The organism is Pseudomonas sp. Van50 (genome assembly GCF_055390755.1).
Map to the genome: position 1 here is coordinate 1894710 of NZ_AP024343.1, position 15349 is coordinate 1910058.

General features: G+C 61.0%; 16 protein-coding genes. All 16 read left to right on the forward strand.

From position 1 onward, the window contains the following. Nucleotides 1-140: 140 nt before the first annotated feature. The 16 genes from fliL (at nt 141) to ACZ5M5_RS08415 (ending at nt 15305) form a co-directional block, all read left to right on the forward strand. Entirely contained in the window at nt 141-644 is a 504-nt protein-coding gene (fliL, locus tag ACZ5M5_RS08340; RefSeq protein WP_060738644.1) for a flagellar basal body-associated protein FliL, read from the forward strand. A 9-nt stretch (nt 645-653) separates the two neighbouring features. Further along, nucleotides 654-1622, forward strand: a complete 969-nt coding sequence (gene fliM / locus ACZ5M5_RS08345; protein WP_053120288.1) for a flagellar motor switch protein FliM — start codon at nt 654-656, stop codon at nt 1620-1622. Between the two features lie 71 nt (nt 1623-1693). After that, a complete protein-coding gene (fliN, locus tag ACZ5M5_RS08350) occupies nt 1694-2152 on the forward strand; it encodes a flagellar motor switch protein FliN (RefSeq protein WP_060738643.1) in 459 nt (152 codons plus the stop codon). Then, nucleotides 2153-2590, forward strand: a complete 438-nt coding sequence (gene fliO, locus ACZ5M5_RS08355) for a flagellar biosynthetic protein FliO (protein WP_060738642.1) — start codon at nt 2153-2155, stop codon at nt 2588-2590. It begins immediately after the preceding gene. Next, the gene (gene fliP, locus ACZ5M5_RS08360) at nt 2590-3339 is read left to right on the forward strand and encodes a flagellar type III secretion system pore protein FliP (protein ID WP_060738641.1); all 750 of its coding nucleotides are present in this window, start codon (nt 2590-2592) and stop codon (nt 3337-3339) included. Before fliO ends, fliP begins: the two co-directional genes overlap by 1 nt. A gap of 23 nt (nt 3340-3362) precedes the next feature. Next, the gene (fliQ, locus tag ACZ5M5_RS08365; RefSeq protein WP_038858957.1) at nt 3363-3632 is read left to right on the forward strand and encodes a flagellar biosynthesis protein FliQ; all 270 of its coding nucleotides are present in this window, start codon (nt 3363-3365) and stop codon (nt 3630-3632) included. A 4-nt stretch (nt 3633-3636) separates the two neighbouring features. Continuing rightward, nucleotides 3637-4419 (forward strand): flagellar biosynthetic protein FliR, encoded by a 783-nt coding sequence (fliR, locus tag ACZ5M5_RS08370; RefSeq protein ID WP_060738640.1) that lies wholly within the window; start codon nt 3637-3639, stop codon nt 4417-4419. Nucleotides 4420-4422: 3 nt separating this feature from the next. After that, nucleotides 4423-5559: a flagellar biosynthesis protein FlhB gene (gene flhB, locus ACZ5M5_RS08375; protein ID WP_060738639.1), complete on the forward strand. Its 1137-nt coding sequence runs from the start codon at nt 4423-4425 to the stop codon at nt 5557-5559. Between the two features lie 127 nt (nt 5560-5686). After that, complete coding sequence (locus tag ACZ5M5_RS08380) at nt 5687-6367, forward strand: hypothetical protein (RefSeq protein WP_464738891.1); 681 nt, start codon at nt 5687-5689, stop codon at nt 6365-6367. Between the two features lie 136 nt (nt 6368-6503). After that, complete coding sequence (gene flhA / locus ACZ5M5_RS08385; RefSeq protein WP_060738637.1) at nt 6504-8633, forward strand: flagellar biosynthesis protein FlhA; 2130 nt, start codon at nt 6504-6506, stop codon at nt 8631-8633. An 11-nt stretch (nt 8634-8644) separates the two neighbouring features. Further along, nucleotides 8645-9994, forward strand: a complete 1350-nt coding sequence (flhF, locus tag ACZ5M5_RS08390; protein ID WP_060738636.1) for a flagellar biosynthesis protein FlhF — start codon at nt 8645-8647, stop codon at nt 9992-9994. Nucleotides 9995-10109: 115 nt separating this feature from the next. After that, on the forward strand, nt 10110-10940 hold the full coding sequence (gene fleN, locus ACZ5M5_RS08395) for a flagellar synthesis regulator FleN (RefSeq protein ID WP_003184001.1): 831 nt from the start codon (nt 10110-10112) through the stop codon (nt 10938-10940). Then, nucleotides 10937-11680 carry an RNA polymerase sigma factor FliA gene (gene fliA, locus ACZ5M5_RS08400; RefSeq protein WP_014337177.1) on the forward strand — a complete coding sequence of 248 codons (744 nt, stop codon included), beginning with the start codon at nt 10937-10939 and terminating at the stop codon, nt 11678-11680. The genes fleN and fliA overlap by 4 nt, the downstream gene beginning before the upstream one ends. A 166-nt stretch (nt 11681-11846) precedes the next feature. Further along, on the forward strand, nt 11847-12218 hold the full coding sequence (locus tag ACZ5M5_RS08405) for a chemotaxis response regulator CheY (protein ID WP_003199125.1): 372 nt from the start codon (nt 11847-11849) through the stop codon (nt 12216-12218). Nucleotides 12219-12236: 18 nt separating this feature from the next. After that, nucleotides 12237-13022, forward strand: a complete 786-nt coding sequence (locus ACZ5M5_RS08410) for a protein phosphatase CheZ (RefSeq protein ID WP_060738635.1) — start codon at nt 12237-12239, stop codon at nt 13020-13022. 30 nt (nt 13023-13052) lie between these two features. Next, nucleotides 13053-15305 carry a chemotaxis protein CheA gene (locus ACZ5M5_RS08415; protein WP_060738634.1) on the forward strand — a complete coding sequence of 751 codons (2253 nt, stop codon included), beginning with the start codon at nt 13053-13055 and terminating at the stop codon, nt 15303-15305. Nucleotides 15306-15349: the final 44 nt, after the last annotated feature.

Genomic DNA, 15349 nt, shown 5'->3' on the forward strand with positions numbered 1-15349 from the left:
CAAGCTCGCTCCCACATTGGTTTCATGGGGACTGAAGAGCGTATCTGCCCGTCATCCCAAGTACCGACACTTCTGGCATAACACTTGCTCCTGCCTTGCCGTGCAACAGTGAAAACCCCGATTAGTGACGGATTATTGGCATGGCGAAGAGTGAAGCAGCAGCTGTAAAAGACCCTGCAACCAAAGGCAAACTCAAGCTGATCATCATGATCGTGGTGGGTTTGCTCCTGGCGATCGGCGTGTCCGTGGGGGCGACCTGGTATTTCATGCACAGCGCTCAAAGCAAGCCGGCAGTGGCGGTCGAGGCTGCGCCGGTGGGCAAGCAGCCGGCGATTTTCGAACCGATGGCGCCCGCCTTCGTGGCCAACTACACCGTGAACGGTCGTCAACGCTACATGCAGGTCAGCATTACTCTGCAGGGTCGCAACCAGGCTGACCTGGAAGCGCTGCGGGTACACATGCCACTGATCCGCAATAACCTGGTGATGCTCTTTTCCGGACAGAGTTTCGACACCTTGGCCACGCCCGTCGGCCAGGAAATGCTGCGCCAGAAAGCCACGGCCAGCGTGCAGGAAGTGGCTCAGAAAGAGCTTGGCAAAGTGGTGATCGAACAGTTGCTCTTCACTAACTTCGTATTGCAGTAGGAACACGACATGGCCGTGCAGGACCTGCTGTCCCAGGACGAAATCGACGCGCTGTTGCATGGTGTCGACGATGGTCTGGTACAGACCGAAAACGCTGCTGAACCGGGCAGCGTCAAAAGCTACGACCTGACCAGCCAGGATCGCATCGTTCGCGGACGCATGCCGACCCTGGAAATGATCAACGAGCGTTTCGCCCGGTACACTCGCATCAGCATGTTCAACATGCTGCGCCGCTCGGCCGACGTGGCTGTCGGCGGCGTGCAGGTGATGAAGTTCGGCGAGTACGTGCATTCGTTGTACGTGCCCACCAGCCTCAACCTGGTGAAGATCAAGCCGTTGCGTGGCACCGCGTTGTTCATCCTCGACGCCAAGCTGGTGTTCAAGCTGGTGGACAACTTCTTTGGTGGTGACGGTCGTCACGCCAAGATCGAAGGGCGTGAATTCACCCCGACCGAGCTGCGGGTGGTGCGCATGGTGCTGGAACAGGCCTTCATCGATTTGAAGGAGGCCTGGCAGGCGATCATGGAAGTGAACTTCGAGTACATCAACTCGGAAGTGAACCCGGCCATGGCCAACATCGTCGGGCCGAGCGAAGCCATCGTGGTCTCGACCTTCCACATCGAACTCGATGGCGGTGGCGGCGACCTGCACGTGACCATGCCGTATTCGATGATCGAGCCGGTGCGCGAAATGCTCGACGCCGGTTTCCAGTCGGACCTCGACGACCAGGACGAACGCTGGATCAACGCCTTGCGCCAGGACGTGCTCGATGTCGATGTACCGATCGGCGCGACGGTCGCCCGGCGCCAACTGCGTCTGCGGGACATCCTGCACATGCAGCCGGGGGACATCATCCCCGTCGAGATGCCGGAAGATATGATCATGCGCGCCAATGGCGTGCCGGCCTTCAAGGTCAAGATGGGCTCTCACAAAGGCAACCTGGCGTTGCAGGTGATCGAGCCGATCGAACGCCGCTGAGCGGTGTCAACTTCTTAAGTTTGTAACGGATTTTACGTTTTTTACTGATTTTTGCCCGCCGAGGACAAATGATGGCTGACGATATGAATACCCAGGATGACCAGGCGCTGGCCGACGAATGGGCTGCGGCCCTGGAAGAAACCGGCGACGCCGGGCAGGCTGATATCGATGCCTTGCTGGCCGCCGATAGCGGCAATCAGGGGTCCAGCCGCCTGACGATGGAAGAGTTCGGCAGCGTGCCCAAGAGCAACGAGCCAGTCACGCTGGATGGGCCGAACCTGGATGTGATCCTCGACATCCCGGTATCCATCTCCATGGAAGTGGGCAGCACCGATATCAACATTCGCAACCTGCTGCAGCTCAACCAGGGCTCGGTGATCGAGTTGGACCGCCTGGCCGGCGAGCCGCTCGACGTGCTGGTCAACGGCACCTTGATCGCCCATGGCGAAGTGGTGGTGGTCAACGAGAAGTTCGGCATTCGCCTGACGGACGTGATCAGCCCGAGCGAACGCATCAAGAAGCTGCGCTGAGTGAAAGGTTTCTTCGCCGCAGCGTCGATGCTGCCATTGAGCGTGCTGGCGGCCGAACCGGTTGCCACGGCGGCCGTTGCGCCGGCGGCAGGCAGCGGGGTCGCCGGGCAACTGGCGCAACTGGTGCTCGGTTTGCTGTTGGTGCTGGGCTTGATCTTCTTTCTCGCCTGGTTGTTGCGCCGCGTGCAACAGGCGGGACCGACCGGCAAGGGCCAGGTCATCGACATCGTCGGTTCGCGCGCGCTCGGGCCGCGCGACCGGCTGGTGCTGGTGCAGGTCGGCAACGAGCAGATCCTGCTGGGCCTGAGCCCGGGCACCATCACCGCCTTGCACGTCCTCAAGGAGCCGGTGCAGGTACCCTCCACCGAGCCGGCCAGCCCCGAATTTGCCCAGCGCCTCATGGAGCTGCTGGGGAAAGACCAGAAGGATAAAAAGTAATGCCGTTGCGCATTCTGTTGGCATTGGCCCTGATGCTGGCCGCACCGTTGGCGTTCGCCGCCGACCCGCTGTCGATCCCGGCGATCACCCTGGGGACCAACGCCGAAGGGGCCCAGGAATACTCGGTCAGCCTGCAGATCCTGCTGATCATGACCGCGCTGAGTTTCATTCCGGCGTTCGTCATGCTGATGACCAGTTTCACCCGCATCATCATTGTCTTTTCGATCCTGCGCCAGGCCCTGGGCCTGCAACAGACCCCCTCGAACCAGATCCTCACCGGCATGGCGCTGTTCCTGACCATGTTCATCATGGCGCCCGTGTTCGATCGGGTGAACCAGGATGCGCTGCAACCCTACCTGGCAGAAAAAATCACTGCCCAGGATGCCGTGGCCAAGGCTCAGGTGCCGATCAAGGATTTCATGCTGGCCCAGACCCGCAGCAGTGACCTGGAGCTGTTCATGCGCCTGTCCAAGCGCACCGACATCCCCAGTGCCGACCAGGCGCCACTGACCATCCTGGTGCCGGCGTTCGTGACGTCCGAGCTGAAAACCGCGTTCCAGATCGGTTTCATGATTTTCATCCCGTTCCTGATCATCGACCTGGTGGTCGCCAGCGTGCTGATGGCCATGGGTATGATGATGCTGTCGCCGCTGATCATTTCCCTGCCGTTCAAGATCATGCTGTTTGTGCTGGTGGACGGCTGGGCGTTGATCATCGGTACGCTGGCGGGCAGTTTCGGCGGTGTTTAGGCCTTTTGTGCGGGTAGGACGATATGACGCCTGAAGTAGCGGTAGACCTGTTCCGTGAAGCGCTCTGGCTGACGACCATGATGGTTGCCATCCTGGTGATCCCCAGCCTGCTGGTGGGGTTGCTGGTGGCGATGTTCCAGGCCGCGACCCAGATCAACGAACAGACCTTGAGCTTCCTGCCGCGCCTGCTGGTGATGCTGGTGACGTTGATCGTCGCCGGCCCCTGGATGGTACAAACCTTCATGGAATACATCCTGCAGCTGTACGGCAGTATTCCGCAGTTGATCGGCTGACCCCATGTCGATGCTCGCGCTGACGGACACCCAGATCAGTTCCTGGGTGGCATCGTTCATCCTGCCCTTGTTTCGTGTCACCGCGGTGCTGATGAGCATGCCGGTCTTCGGCACGACCCTGGTGCCCCGGCGTGTGCGCTTGTATTTCGCCCTGGCGATCACAGTGGTCATCGCGCCCGGGCTACCCCCGATGCCGCCGGTCAATGCCCTGGACCTCAGCGCGCTGATGCTGGTGGCCGAGCAAATTCTCATCGGTGCCTTGATGGGGTTCTCGCTGCAGCTGTTCTTTCAGGCTTTCGTGGTGGCCGGGCAAATCATTTCGATCCAGATGGGCATGGCCTTCGCGTCCATGGTCGACCCCACCAATGGCGTGACGACGGCGGTGATCGGTCAGTTCCTGACGATGCTGGTGACGCTGTTGTTCCTCGCCATGAATGGGCATCTGGTGGTGTTCGAGGTGTTGACCGAGAGCTTTACCACCATGCCGGTGGGCAGTGCGTTCCTGGTCAATCACTTCTGGGAAATCGCCGGCAAGCTCGGCTGGGTTCTGGGTGCGGCGATGGTGCTGGTATTGCCGGCGATCACCGCGTTGCTGGTGGTCAACATCGCGTTTGGCGTGATGACCCGCGCGGCGCCGCAATTGAATATTTTCTCCATTGGCTTCCCGCTCACCCTCGTGCTGGGCATGGTGATTTTCTGGGTCAGCCTGGGGGATATCCTCAATCAGTATCAGCCGCTGGCCACCCAGGCCTTGCAGCTTTTACGCGACATGGCACAGGCACGCTGAACCATGGCCGAGAGCGAGAGTGGTCAGGACAAGACAGAAGACCCCACGGAAAAGCGCCTGCGCGAGTCCCGGGAAAAGGGCGAGACCGCCCGTTCCAAGGAACTCAACACGCTGGCGATCATGCTGGCCGGGGCGGGTGGGTTGCTGATTTATGGCGGCGGGTTGGCCCTGGACCTGCTGGAAATCATGCGCCTGAATTTCTCCCTGCCCCGCGAGGTGCTGCTGTCTCCGGGGGCCATGTCCCAGCATCTGCTGCACTCGGGCAAGATCGCGATCCTGGCGGTGCAGCCGGTCTTGATCTGCTTGCTGCTGGCTGCTCTCATCGGCCCGATTTCCCTGGGCGGCTGGTTGTTCGCTGCCGGTAGCCTGGCTCCCAAGTTCAGCCGGATGAACCCGGCCGCCGGTCTCAAGCGCATGTTTTCCACCACGGCGCTGATGGAGTTGCTCAAGGCGTTTGGGAAATTCCTGCTGGTGCTGTTCGTGGCGCTGACGGTGTTGCAGGCCGACATCGATGATCTGCTGCGCATTGCCCACGAACCGCTGGAGCAGGCGATTATCCACAGCGTGCAGTTGGTGGGCTGGAGTACGTTGTGGATGGCTTGCGGCCTGATCCTGATCGCGGCCATCGACGTGCCGATCCAGCTGTATCAGAGCAAGCAGAAGCTGATGATGACCAAGCAGGAAGTGCGCGACGAGCACAAGGACGCGGAGGGCAAGCCGGAGGTCAAGCAGCGTATCCGTCAATTGCAGCGCGAGGTCTCCCAGCGGCGGATGATGGCGGCCATCCCCGATGCCGATGTGGTCATCACCAACCCGACTCACTACGCCGTCGCCCTCAAGTACGACCCTGAAAAAGGCAACGCGCCCGTGTTGCTGGCCAAGGGCAGTGACTTCCTGGCGCTGAAGATCCGTGAGATCGCCGTGGCCAATGAGGTGATGCTGCTCGAGTCCCCGGCGCTGGCGCGATCGATTTACTACTCCACCGAACTCGACCAGGAAATCCCTGGAGGCCTGTACCTGGCCGTGGCCCAGGTATTGGCCTATGTCTACCAGATCCGCCAGCACCGCGCGGGCAAGGGCAAGCGCCCCGAACCGCTCAAGGACCTGCCGATCCCGCCGGATTTGCGCCGCGATTCCTGAGTCAGGCCTCCGTCCCGGCCTGCGACGGGCGCTTGGTGTGCCCTGTACCTGTCAGTCCTGACAGTAGACAGCTGTTTTCTCTAGCCATGTAATGCTTCTGGATGCTCACTCAACCCAGGGGTATGACATGACAATGCGCGAATACAAGAATCTTGGAGGCATGGCGCTGGAGTTTGTGACGGGGGTGGTCGAAGCCAATTTCGGCGAACGGGCTATCGCTTGTGCGTTCACGTTTGACCTGGCACTCGATTTCGCGCGCTTCAAGGCCGCGGCAAACAAGTACGTGCCCAGTTATCTGGAGAATGAGATCAATGCCATTCGGCCGGAATTGGAAGGCCTGGCTTACCACATCTCCTACGATTACTTCGCTGATCAGGCAGGAAAAATCACCAGCAACGAGGTGCTGTTTCATATTTTCACCGGTGCTGACAGCTATTTTGACGGGTGGTCGAGTGGGGTCATGGAGCAGCGTTATCACAAACCGATTTTCCAGATCCTTGACGGTAAATTGAGGCTGGCCGCGCGTACGGATTTTCGATGGGAGGACCCCCAGCGGCTCATCACGATCGCGGATCTCCCGATCATTCGGTTCCAATGGGCGCTCAACGTGATGGAGGGCCACCAGATAAACGCGCCTGAACAACCTTTGTCCGATACCAAGGCGCCGACTTCGATGGTGGTGTTCACGTACACGAGCGAAGACCGGGTTGAAGTCGATGGTCAGCAAATGTACAGGGGGACGCGTTATGTCAGGGGCTGGAAACTGGATTTTGGCCCGATCACACCGCAGCAGATACTGACAGCGTAGTGACCAACCGGTGAGTTGAACCCGGCTGAATGCATGCTGTTGCGAATGTTGGCTGCAAGTTGGAAGGCTTCTTGCAATACCCCGTCTGCGCCCCTTCGGGCGTCAAAAGTTTGCTTCACAGGAACGGGGAAAATCGGTGGATCGCTCACAGTTATTCAGCACTGCGCGCAGCAATGTCGTAGACCTCAGCCGGGGTAATCTGGGCGTGCCGCTGTTGCTGCTGGTCATGCTTGCCATGATGATGCTGCCGGTGCCGCCGTTCCTGCTGGACGTGTTCTTCACGTTCAACATCGCCCTGTCGATCGTCGTGCTGCTGGTATGCGTCTACGCCCTGCGGCCACTGGATTTTGCCGTCTTCCCGACCATCCTGCTGGTGGCCACGCTGCTGCGCCTGGCGCTGAACGTGGCGTCCACCCGCGTGGTGATGCTCCACGGCCAGGACGGGCACGCCGCCGCCGGTAAGGTGATCCAGGCCTTCGGTGAGGTGGTGATCGGCGGTAACTACGTGGTCGGTATCGTGGTCTTCGCCATCTTGATGATCATCAACTTCGTCGTGGTGACCAAGGGTGCCGGGCGGATTTCCGAGGTGAGCGCGCGTTTCACCCTCGATGCGATGCCCGGCAAGCAGATGGCGATCGACGCCGACCTCAACGCCGGTCTCATCGACCAGAGCCAGGCCAAGCTGCGTCGCCTGGAAGTGGCCCAGGAAGCCGAGTTCTACGGTTCCATGGACGGTGCCAGCAAATTCGTGCGCGGTGACGCCATCGCCGGCCTGCTGATTCTGTTCATCAACCTGATCGGCGGCATGGCTGTCGGCATCTTCCAGCACAACATGTCGTTTGGCGACGCCGGCAGGGTCTACGCCTTGCTGACCATTGGTGACGGTTTGGTGGCGCAATTGCCATCACTGTTGTTATCCACAGCGGCCGCGATCATGGTGACCCGTGCTTCGGGCTCCGAAGACATGGGCAAGCAGATCGGTCGGCAGATGTTCGCCTCGCCCAAGGCCCTGGCCGTTGCCGCCGGCCTGATGGCCGTGATGGGCCTGGTGCCGGGGATGCCGCACATTTCCTTCCTGACCATGGCCGCCGCCGCCGCGGGTGGTGCCTACCTGTTCTGGAAGAAGCAGAACGTGCAGAAAGTCCAGGCCCTGCAAGAGGTCAAGCGTCAGCAGGAGTTGCTGCCGTCGCCGGCCCGCGCCATGGAAACCAAGGAGCTGGGCTGGGATGACGTGACCCCGATCGACATGATCGGCCTGGAAGTCGGCTATCGCCTGATTCCCTTGGTCGACCGTAACCAGGGTGGGCAGTTGCTGGCGCGGATCAAGGGCGTGCGCAAGAAGCTCTCCCAGGACCTTGGCTTCCTGATGCCCACCGTACACATTCGCGACAACCTCGACCTGGCGCCGAGCGCCTATCGCCTGACCTTGATGGGGGTGATCCTGGCCGAAGCCGAGATCTACCCCGACCGCGAATTGGCGATCAACCCTGGCCAGGTCTATGGCAGCCTCAACGGCATCACCGCCAAGGATCCGGCTTTCGGCCTGGAAGCGGTGTGGATCGAAATCAGCCAGCGGGCCCAGGCCCAGTCCCTCGGTTATACCGTGGTGGACGCCAGTACCGTGGTGGCGACCCACTTGAACCAGATCCTGTACAAGCACTCCAGCGAGCTGATTGGCCACGAAGAAGTCCAGCAACTCCTGCAAGTGCTGGCCAAAGGCTCGCCGAAGCTGGCTGAAGAGCTGGTGCCGGGTGTGGTTTCGTTGTCGCAGTTGCTCAAGGTGCTGCAGGCGCTGCTGGCCGAACAAGTGCCCGTGCGCGACATACGCAGTATCGCCGAGGCCATCGCCAACAACGCCTCCAAGAGTCAAGATACCGCCGCCTTGGTGGCTGCGGTTCGGGTCGGTGTGTCCCGCGCAATCGTCCAAAGCATTGTAGGCACTGAGTCTGAGCTGCCTGTGATCACCTTGGAGCCAAGGTTGGAACAGATATTGCTCAATAGTCTGCAGAAGGCAGGACAAGGCTCGGAAGAGGGTGTTCTGCTGGAGCCAAGCATGGCCGAGAAGCTGCAGCGTTCGCTGATCGAAGCAGCCCAGCGGCAGGAGATGCAAGGCCAACCGGTGATCCTGCTGGTGGCCGGTCCGATTCGCGCGATGCTCTCGCGATTCGGTCGCCTCGCGGTCCCGGGGCTGCATGTGTTGGCGTACCAGGAAATACCGGACAACAAGCAAGTGACCATCGTTGCGACAGTAGGGCCCAACGGCTGAGGTAGTGGTTTATGCAAGTGAAGCGTTTTTTCGCCGCCGACATGCGTCAGGCCATGAAACTGGTTCGTGACGAGCTGGGCGCTGAAGCAGCCATCATTGGCAACCGTCGTATCGCCGGCGGTGTCGAGCTGACGGCGGCCCTGGATTACAAACTGTCTGCGCTGGCCCCGCGGGTTCCGAACATGGAACTCGAAGACGAGCTGCGCAAGACCCAGTCGCGCATCGCCAGCGCGCAGGCCGAACTGAGCCTGCGCAGCAGCGAAGGCGAGGGTGCCGCGGGCACCAATCGTCAATTGTTCGCCGGTCAGCCGCTGACCGCCGGCCTGCCGTTGACCGCTGCCGAGCCGCTGATCGAGCAGGCCCAGGCCGAACCGCGTCGTCCGGAGCCGGCACCCGCCGCGCCTGCCCGCGGGCTCGACCCGCGCGCCCTGGACTCGATGCGCTTCGAGCTCAACAGCCTGCGCGAGCTGATGGAAGTCCAACTCGGCTCCCTGGCCTGGAACCAACTGCAAGGCAGCCGTCCGGCCCAGGCCAACCTGTGGCGTCGCCTGCAACGCATCGGCTTGTCCGGCCCGTTGTCCCGAGACCTGCTGGCGCTGATCAATGGTATCGAAGAGCCTCGCCAGGCCTGGCGCATGTTGCTGGCGCACCTGGCGCGGATGATCGCCACGCCGGAAGTCGAGCCGCTGGAGGAGGGCGGGGTGATTGCCATGGTCGGTCCTGCCGGCATGGGCAAGACCACCACCCTGGCCAAGCTCGCCGCCCGCTATGTACTCAAGTACGGCGCCCAGAGCATCGCCCTGGTGAGCATGGACAGTTTCCGCATCGGTGCCCAGGAACAACTCAAGACCCTGGGCCGGATCCTCAATGTGTCGGTGACCCATGTGGATCCGGGCCAATCCCTGGCCCAGGCGCTGGAGCCGCTGCTGCGCAAACGCGTCGTGCTGATCGATACCGCCGGCCTGCAAGCCAGCGATCCGGCCCTGCGCATGCAGCTCGAAAGCCTGGCCGGACGCGGTATCAAGTCAAAAAATTATCTCGTGTTGGCAACCACCAGCCAGAAACAGGTTCTAACCGCCGCATACCACAGCTACAAACGCTGCGGACTGGCTGGCTGCATCCTGACTAAGCTGGACGAAACGGCAAGCCTGGGCGAGGTGTTGAGCCTGGCGATCGGTCATGAACTGCCGGTGGCCTACCTGACCGATGGGCCGCGGATCCCGGATGATTTGCATCTGCCGCGCCGTCATCAACTGGTCAGTCGTGCCGTGAGTGTGCAAATGCAGGAAGAACCCAGCGAAGAAGCCATGGCTGACATGTTCGCTGACATCTACCACAGCCCGACCAAGCAGGTCGGCTGAGGTAATCATGAATATTTTTTGTACCTACATCGATGGTCTGCCATGCATTGTTCCTTATGCGAACGCGCAGCCAGTAATGTGGCCTCCGTCTAAGAAGACAAGGTAAAGAACGAACATGGGCAGCATGCATCCCGTACAGGTGATCGCGGTGACCGGCGGCAAAGGTGGCGTCGGGAAGACTAACGTGTCAGTGAACTTGTCCCTGGCTCTGGCAGAGCTTGGCCGACGGGTCATGCTGCTGGACGCCGACCTGGGCCTGGCGAACGTCGACGTGCTGCTGGGGCTTACCCCCAAACGCACCCTGGCGGACGTGATCGAGGGCCGTTGCGAACTGCGCGACGTGCTGTTGCAGGGACCTGGCGGGATTCGCATCGTGCCGGCTGCCTCCGGTACCCAGAGCATGGTCCACCTGACCCCGGCCCAGCACGCGGGCCTGATCCAGGCCTTCAGCGACATCGGCGACAACCTCGATGTGCTGGTGATCGACACCGCGGCCGGCATCGGCGACTCGGTCGTCAGTTTCGTCCGCGCCGCCCAGGAAGTGCTGCTGGTGGTCTGCGACGAACCGACGTCCATCACCGATGCCTACGCCCTGATCAAACTGCTGAACCGCGACTATGGCATGAACCGCTTCCGCGTCCTGGCCAATATGGCCCAGAGCCCGCAGGAAGGGCGCAACCTGTTCGCCAAGTTGACCAAGGTCACCGATCGCTTCCTGGACGTCGCCCTACAATACGTCGGCGCCGTGCCGTACGACGAAAGCGTACGCAAGGCCGTCCAGAAGCAACGCGCCGTTTATGAAGCTTTTCCACGTTCCAAATGCGCGCTGGCGTTCAAGGCGATCGCCCAGAAGGTCGATACCTGGCCACTGCCGGCCAACCCCCGCGGGCATCTGGAATTTTTCGTCGAGCGTCTTGTGCAACAAACAGCAGGGCCCGTGCTATGACAGCCAGCGGTTACAACCATCTCTACAAAAAATCGGCACGGGACGCCCAATACGAATTGATCGAGCGTTATGCGCCACTGGTCAAGCGTATTGCCTACCACTTGCTGGCGCGGTTGCCGGCCAGTGTCCAGGTCGAGGACTTGATCCAGGCCGGCATGATCGGCCTGCTTGAAGTGTCGAACAAATACGACGCCAGCAAAGGTGCCAGTTTCGAGACCTATGCCGGTATCCGCATTCGCGGGGCGATGCTCGATGAGGTCCGCAAGGGCGATTGGGCGCCGCGTTCGGTGCACCGCAATACCCGCATGGTCAGTGACGCGATTCGGGCAATTGAAGCTAAAACCGGGCGTGACGCTAAAGATCACGAAGTTGCGGCCGAACTCCAGTTGAGTCTCGACGATTATTACGGGATTTTGAACGATACCTTGGGCAGCCGCCTGTTCAGTTTCGACGACCTGTTGCAGGACGGCGAACACGAAGGGCTGCACGAGGATAACGCGAGTGCTCACATGGAGCCGTCGCGTGACCTGGAAGATGAACGTTTCCAGAGTGCGCTGGCGGATGCGATTGCCAATTTGCCGGAGCGTGAGCGGCTGGTCTTGGCGCTGTACTACGACGAAGAGCTGAACCTCAAGGAAATCGGTGAGGTCCTGGGGGTCAGCGAATCGCGGGTCAGCCAGTTACACAGCCAGTGCGCGGCCCGTTTGCGGGGGCGTTTGGGGGAGTGGCGAGCGCGTTGACAGGCAGTGTGGGGACACTGCGACGAGGCTGGCCTGGCAGGTGCTGTGCCAGTCTCCATCCGTTGTGCTCCAGACCGTTGTCGAGTGTTGTGCCGGATTGATTGAAATGGCGCGTCCAGGTGCTGGGCGCGTTTAAGACTGCTTGGAGGTCGAATTGGACAAGAACATGAAAATCCTCATCGTTGATGACTTCTCAACGATGCGGCGGATCATTAAAAACCTGTTGCGTGACCTTGGGTTCACCAACACGGCCGAAGCAGATGACGGGACCACTGCGCTCCCGATGTTGCACAGTGGCAACTTCGATTTTCTGGTCACCGACTGGAACATGCCAGGCATGACCGGTATCGACCTGCTGCGCCAGGTGCGTGCCGACGAAAAACTCAAGCATCTCCCGGTGTTGATGGTCACTGCCGAAGCCAAGCGCGAGCAGATCATCGAAGCGGCCCAGGCCGGTGTAAACGGCTATGTGGTCAAACCCTTCACGGCCCAGGCGTTGAAAGAGAAGATCGAAAAAATCTTCGAACGCATCGGTTAACGGCGCCACGGGGGAGCTATGGACAACGAATCTTCAATGGGCGATTTCGAATCGACCCTGAAAAAACATGCCCGCGAACTGGTCGACAGCCTTGAAAAAGGTCGCTTTGGCGATGCGGTTCAAATGATCCATGAGCTCAACCAGACCCGTGACCGCGGTCTGTATCAGGAAGTGGGCAAGCTCACGCGTGAACTGCACAGCGCGATTGTCAATTTCCAGATCGACCCGCACATGCCGCAGGCCGAGGAAGTCTCGCAGATCACCGACGCCACCGAGCGCCTGGGGTATGTGGTCAAACTGACCGAAGCCGCGGCCAACCGCACCATGGATCTGGTGGAAAGCGCAACGCCGCTGGTCAATGGCCTGAGCGAAGAGGCCCAGGCCTTGAGCACCGACTGGGGCCGGTTCATGCGTCGTGAAGTCGGTGCTGAAGAGTTTCGGGAGCTGGCCCGCCGGGTCGACGGTTTCCTGACGCGCAGCAGCACCGAGAACCGCGCCGTGGCAAGCAACCTCAACGACATTCTGCTGGCCCAGGACTATCAAGACCTGACCGGCCAGGTAATCAAGCGTGTGACCCAGTTGGTCACCGAAGTGGAAAGCAACCTGCTCAAACTGGTGTTGATGGCCAGCCAGGTCGACCGCTTTGCAGGCATCGAACACGACCGTGAAGCGATGCTTGCTGAAAAAGATCCACAAAAACATCTCTCTCAGGGTGAAGGTCCGCAAATTCATGCCGATAAAAGAGAAGACGTTATGTCCGGTCAGGACGATGTGGACGATTTGCTGTCCAGCCTTGGATTCTGAGTTTTAGCCCTGTTTTAGGAGCAGCCATTAATGAGCTTCGGCGCCGATGAAGAGATCCTTCAGGATTTCCTGGTTGAGGCCGGCGAGATTCTAGAGCAACTGTCTGAGCAACTGGTCGAGCTGGAAAGTCGACCCGATGATGCAGACTTGCTCAATGCAATTTTTCGCGGTTTCCACACTGTAAAAGGAGGCGCCGGCTTCCTCCAGCTCAACGAGCTGGTGGAGTGCTGTCACATTGCCGAGAACGTGTTCGACATCCTGCGCAAGGGTGAGCGTCGCGTTGACTCGGAATTGATGGACGTGGTGCTCGAAGCGCTGGATGCGGTCAACAGCATGTTCAGCGAAGTGCGCGAGCGCTCGCCGATCACCCCTGCCACCCCTGAGTTGCTCGCCGCGCTGGCACGCCTGGCCGAGCCGCAATCGGCTGACGAAGCGGCGCCGGTTGCCGAAGCGGTGGTTGAAGAGCCGGTCGCCGAAGAATCGGGCGACATCACCGATAACGAATTCGAACAACTGCTGGACTCCCTGAATACCGTCAAGGCCGAGGCCGAGGCGCCGGCTGCTCAGGTCGCACCTGCTGCACAAGCCGCCGGGGCTGCCAGCGATGAAATCACCGATGCCGAGTTCGAGTCGCTGCTCGACCAGCTTCACGGCAAGGGCCAGTTCGCGCCGGATGCGGTCGTCCCGCCGACGGCACCGGTCGCCGCGAAAGCGGCGGGCGACAGCTCCGACATCACCGACGACGAATTCGAAGCGTTGCTCGACCAGTTGCATGGCAAGGGCACCTTTGCCGTTGACGCACTGGATTCGGCCATCGCTTCGGCGCCGACCCCGGCCAAGCCGGCCGCCGCTGCCGCTGGCAGCGATCTGATCAGCGACCACGAATTCGAATCGCTGCTCGATGAGCTGCATGGCAAGGGCAAGTTCAGCGAAGTCGGTACGGCGTCTGCCGCGCCTGCCGCCACCGCGGCGGCACCGGCGGCCAAGGCTGCGCCCAAACCCGCTGCCAAGGCACCGGAACCCAAGGCCGAGCCCGCCAAGCCTGCCGCTGCCGCCGCCGCGGCGCCAGCCCGGGCTCCGGCGGCTGCGCCAGCGGAAAAACCGGCCAGCGAAGCCGAGACCACCGTTCGGGTCGACACGGCACGCCTGGACGAGATCATGAACATGGTCGGCGAACTGGTGCTGGTGCGTAACCGTCTGGTGCGCCTGGGCCTCAACAGCCAGGACGAAGCCATGTCCAAGGCCGTGTCGAACCTCGACGTGGTCACGGCCGACTTGCAGACCGCGGTCATGAAGACCCGGATGCAGCCGATCAAGAAAGTCTTCGGGCGCTTCCCGCGCCTGGTTCGCGACCTGGCTCGCCAGCTCAAGAAAGAAATCAACCTGGAACTGGTGGGTGAAGAGACCGACCTCGACAAGAACCTCGTCGAGGCCCTGGCCGATCCGCTGGTCCACTTGGTGCGCAACGCGGTCGACCACGGCATCGAGTCGCCGGAAGAACGCGAAGCCTCGGGCAAGGTCCGCAGCGGCAAGGTAATCCTGGCCGCCGAGCAGGAAGGCGACCATATCCTGCTGTCGATCTCCGATGACGGCAAAGGCATGGACCCGAACGTGCTGCGTTCCATCGCGGTGAAACGCGGTGTAATGGACAAGGATGCCGCCGACCGCCTGAGCGACACCGAGTGCTACAACCTGATCTTCGCCCCGGGTTTCTCGACCAAGACCGAGATTTCCGACGTGTCGGGCCGTGGCGTGGGCATGGACGTGGTGAAAACCAAGATTTCCCAGCTCAACGGTTCGATCAACATCTACTCGACCAAGGGCCAGGGCTCGAAGATCGTCATCAAGGTCCCGTTGACCTTGGCGATCATGCCGACCTTGATGGTGATGCTGGGCAATCAGGCCTTCGCCTTCCCGCTGGTCAACGTCAACGAGATCTTCCACCTCGACCTGTCGCGCACCAACGTGGTGGACGGCCAGGAAGTGGTGATCGTACGGGACAAGGCATTGCCGCTGTTCTACCTCAAGCGCTGGCTGGTCAGCTCCGCGGCTCATGTGGAGCAGGGCGAGGGCCATGTGGTGATCCTTTCGGTGGGCACCCAGCGGATCGGCTTCGTCGTCGACCAGTTGGTGGGCCAGGAAGAAGTGGTCATCAAGCCGTTGGGCAAGATGCTCCAAGGCACCCCGGGCATGTCCGGCGCCACCATCACCGGCGACGGCCGCATCGCGTTGATTCTCGATGTGCCAAGCATGCTCAAGCGTTACGCCGCCCGGCGTATTTGATTCTGGAGGGGGGCGGCCCAGCGCCGCGCCTCGTCTAACGGAGT

Bases quoted from the DNA above. Each gene is read 5' to 3' on its own strand.
- fliL (WP_060738644.1), top strand. From the start codon at position 141: ATGGCGAAGAGTGAAGCAGCAGCTGTAAAAGACCCTGCAACCAAAGGC.
- fliM (WP_053120288.1), top strand. From the start codon at position 654: ATGGCCGTGCAGGACCTGCTGTCCCAGGACGAAATCGACGCGCTGTTG.
- fliN (WP_060738643.1), top strand. From the start codon at position 1,694: ATGGCTGACGATATGAATACCCAGGATGACCAGGCGCTGGCCGACGAA.
- fliP (WP_060738641.1), top strand. From the start codon at position 2,590: ATGCCGTTGCGCATTCTGTTGGCATTGGCCCTGATGCTGGCCGCACCG.
- fliQ (WP_038858957.1), top strand. From the start codon at position 3,363: ATGACGCCTGAAGTAGCGGTAGACCTGTTCCGTGAAGCGCTCTGGCTG.
- fliR (WP_060738640.1), top strand. From the start codon at position 3,637: ATGTCGATGCTCGCGCTGACGGACACCCAGATCAGTTCCTGGGTGGCA.
- flhB (WP_060738639.1), top strand. From the start codon at position 4,423: ATGGCCGAGAGCGAGAGTGGTCAGGACAAGACAGAAGACCCCACGGAA.
- ACZ5M5_RS08380 (WP_464738891.1), top strand. From the start codon at position 5,687: ATGACAATGCGCGAATACAAGAATCTTGGAGGCATGGCGCTGGAGTTT.
- flhF (WP_060738636.1), top strand. From the start codon at position 8,645: ATGCAAGTGAAGCGTTTTTTCGCCGCCGACATGCGTCAGGCCATGAAA.
- fleN (WP_003184001.1), top strand. From the start codon at position 10,110: ATGGGCAGCATGCATCCCGTACAGGTGATCGCGGTGACCGGCGGCAAA.
- fliA (WP_014337177.1), top strand. From the start codon at position 10,937: ATGACAGCCAGCGGTTACAACCATCTCTACAAAAAATCGGCACGGGAC.
- ACZ5M5_RS08405 (WP_003199125.1), top strand. From the start codon at position 11,847: ATGAAAATCCTCATCGTTGATGACTTCTCAACGATGCGGCGGATCATT.
- ACZ5M5_RS08410 (WP_060738635.1), top strand. From the start codon at position 12,237: ATGGACAACGAATCTTCAATGGGCGATTTCGAATCGACCCTGAAAAAA.
- ACZ5M5_RS08415 (WP_060738634.1), top strand. From the start codon at position 13,053: ATGAGCTTCGGCGCCGATGAAGAGATCCTTCAGGATTTCCTGGTTGAG.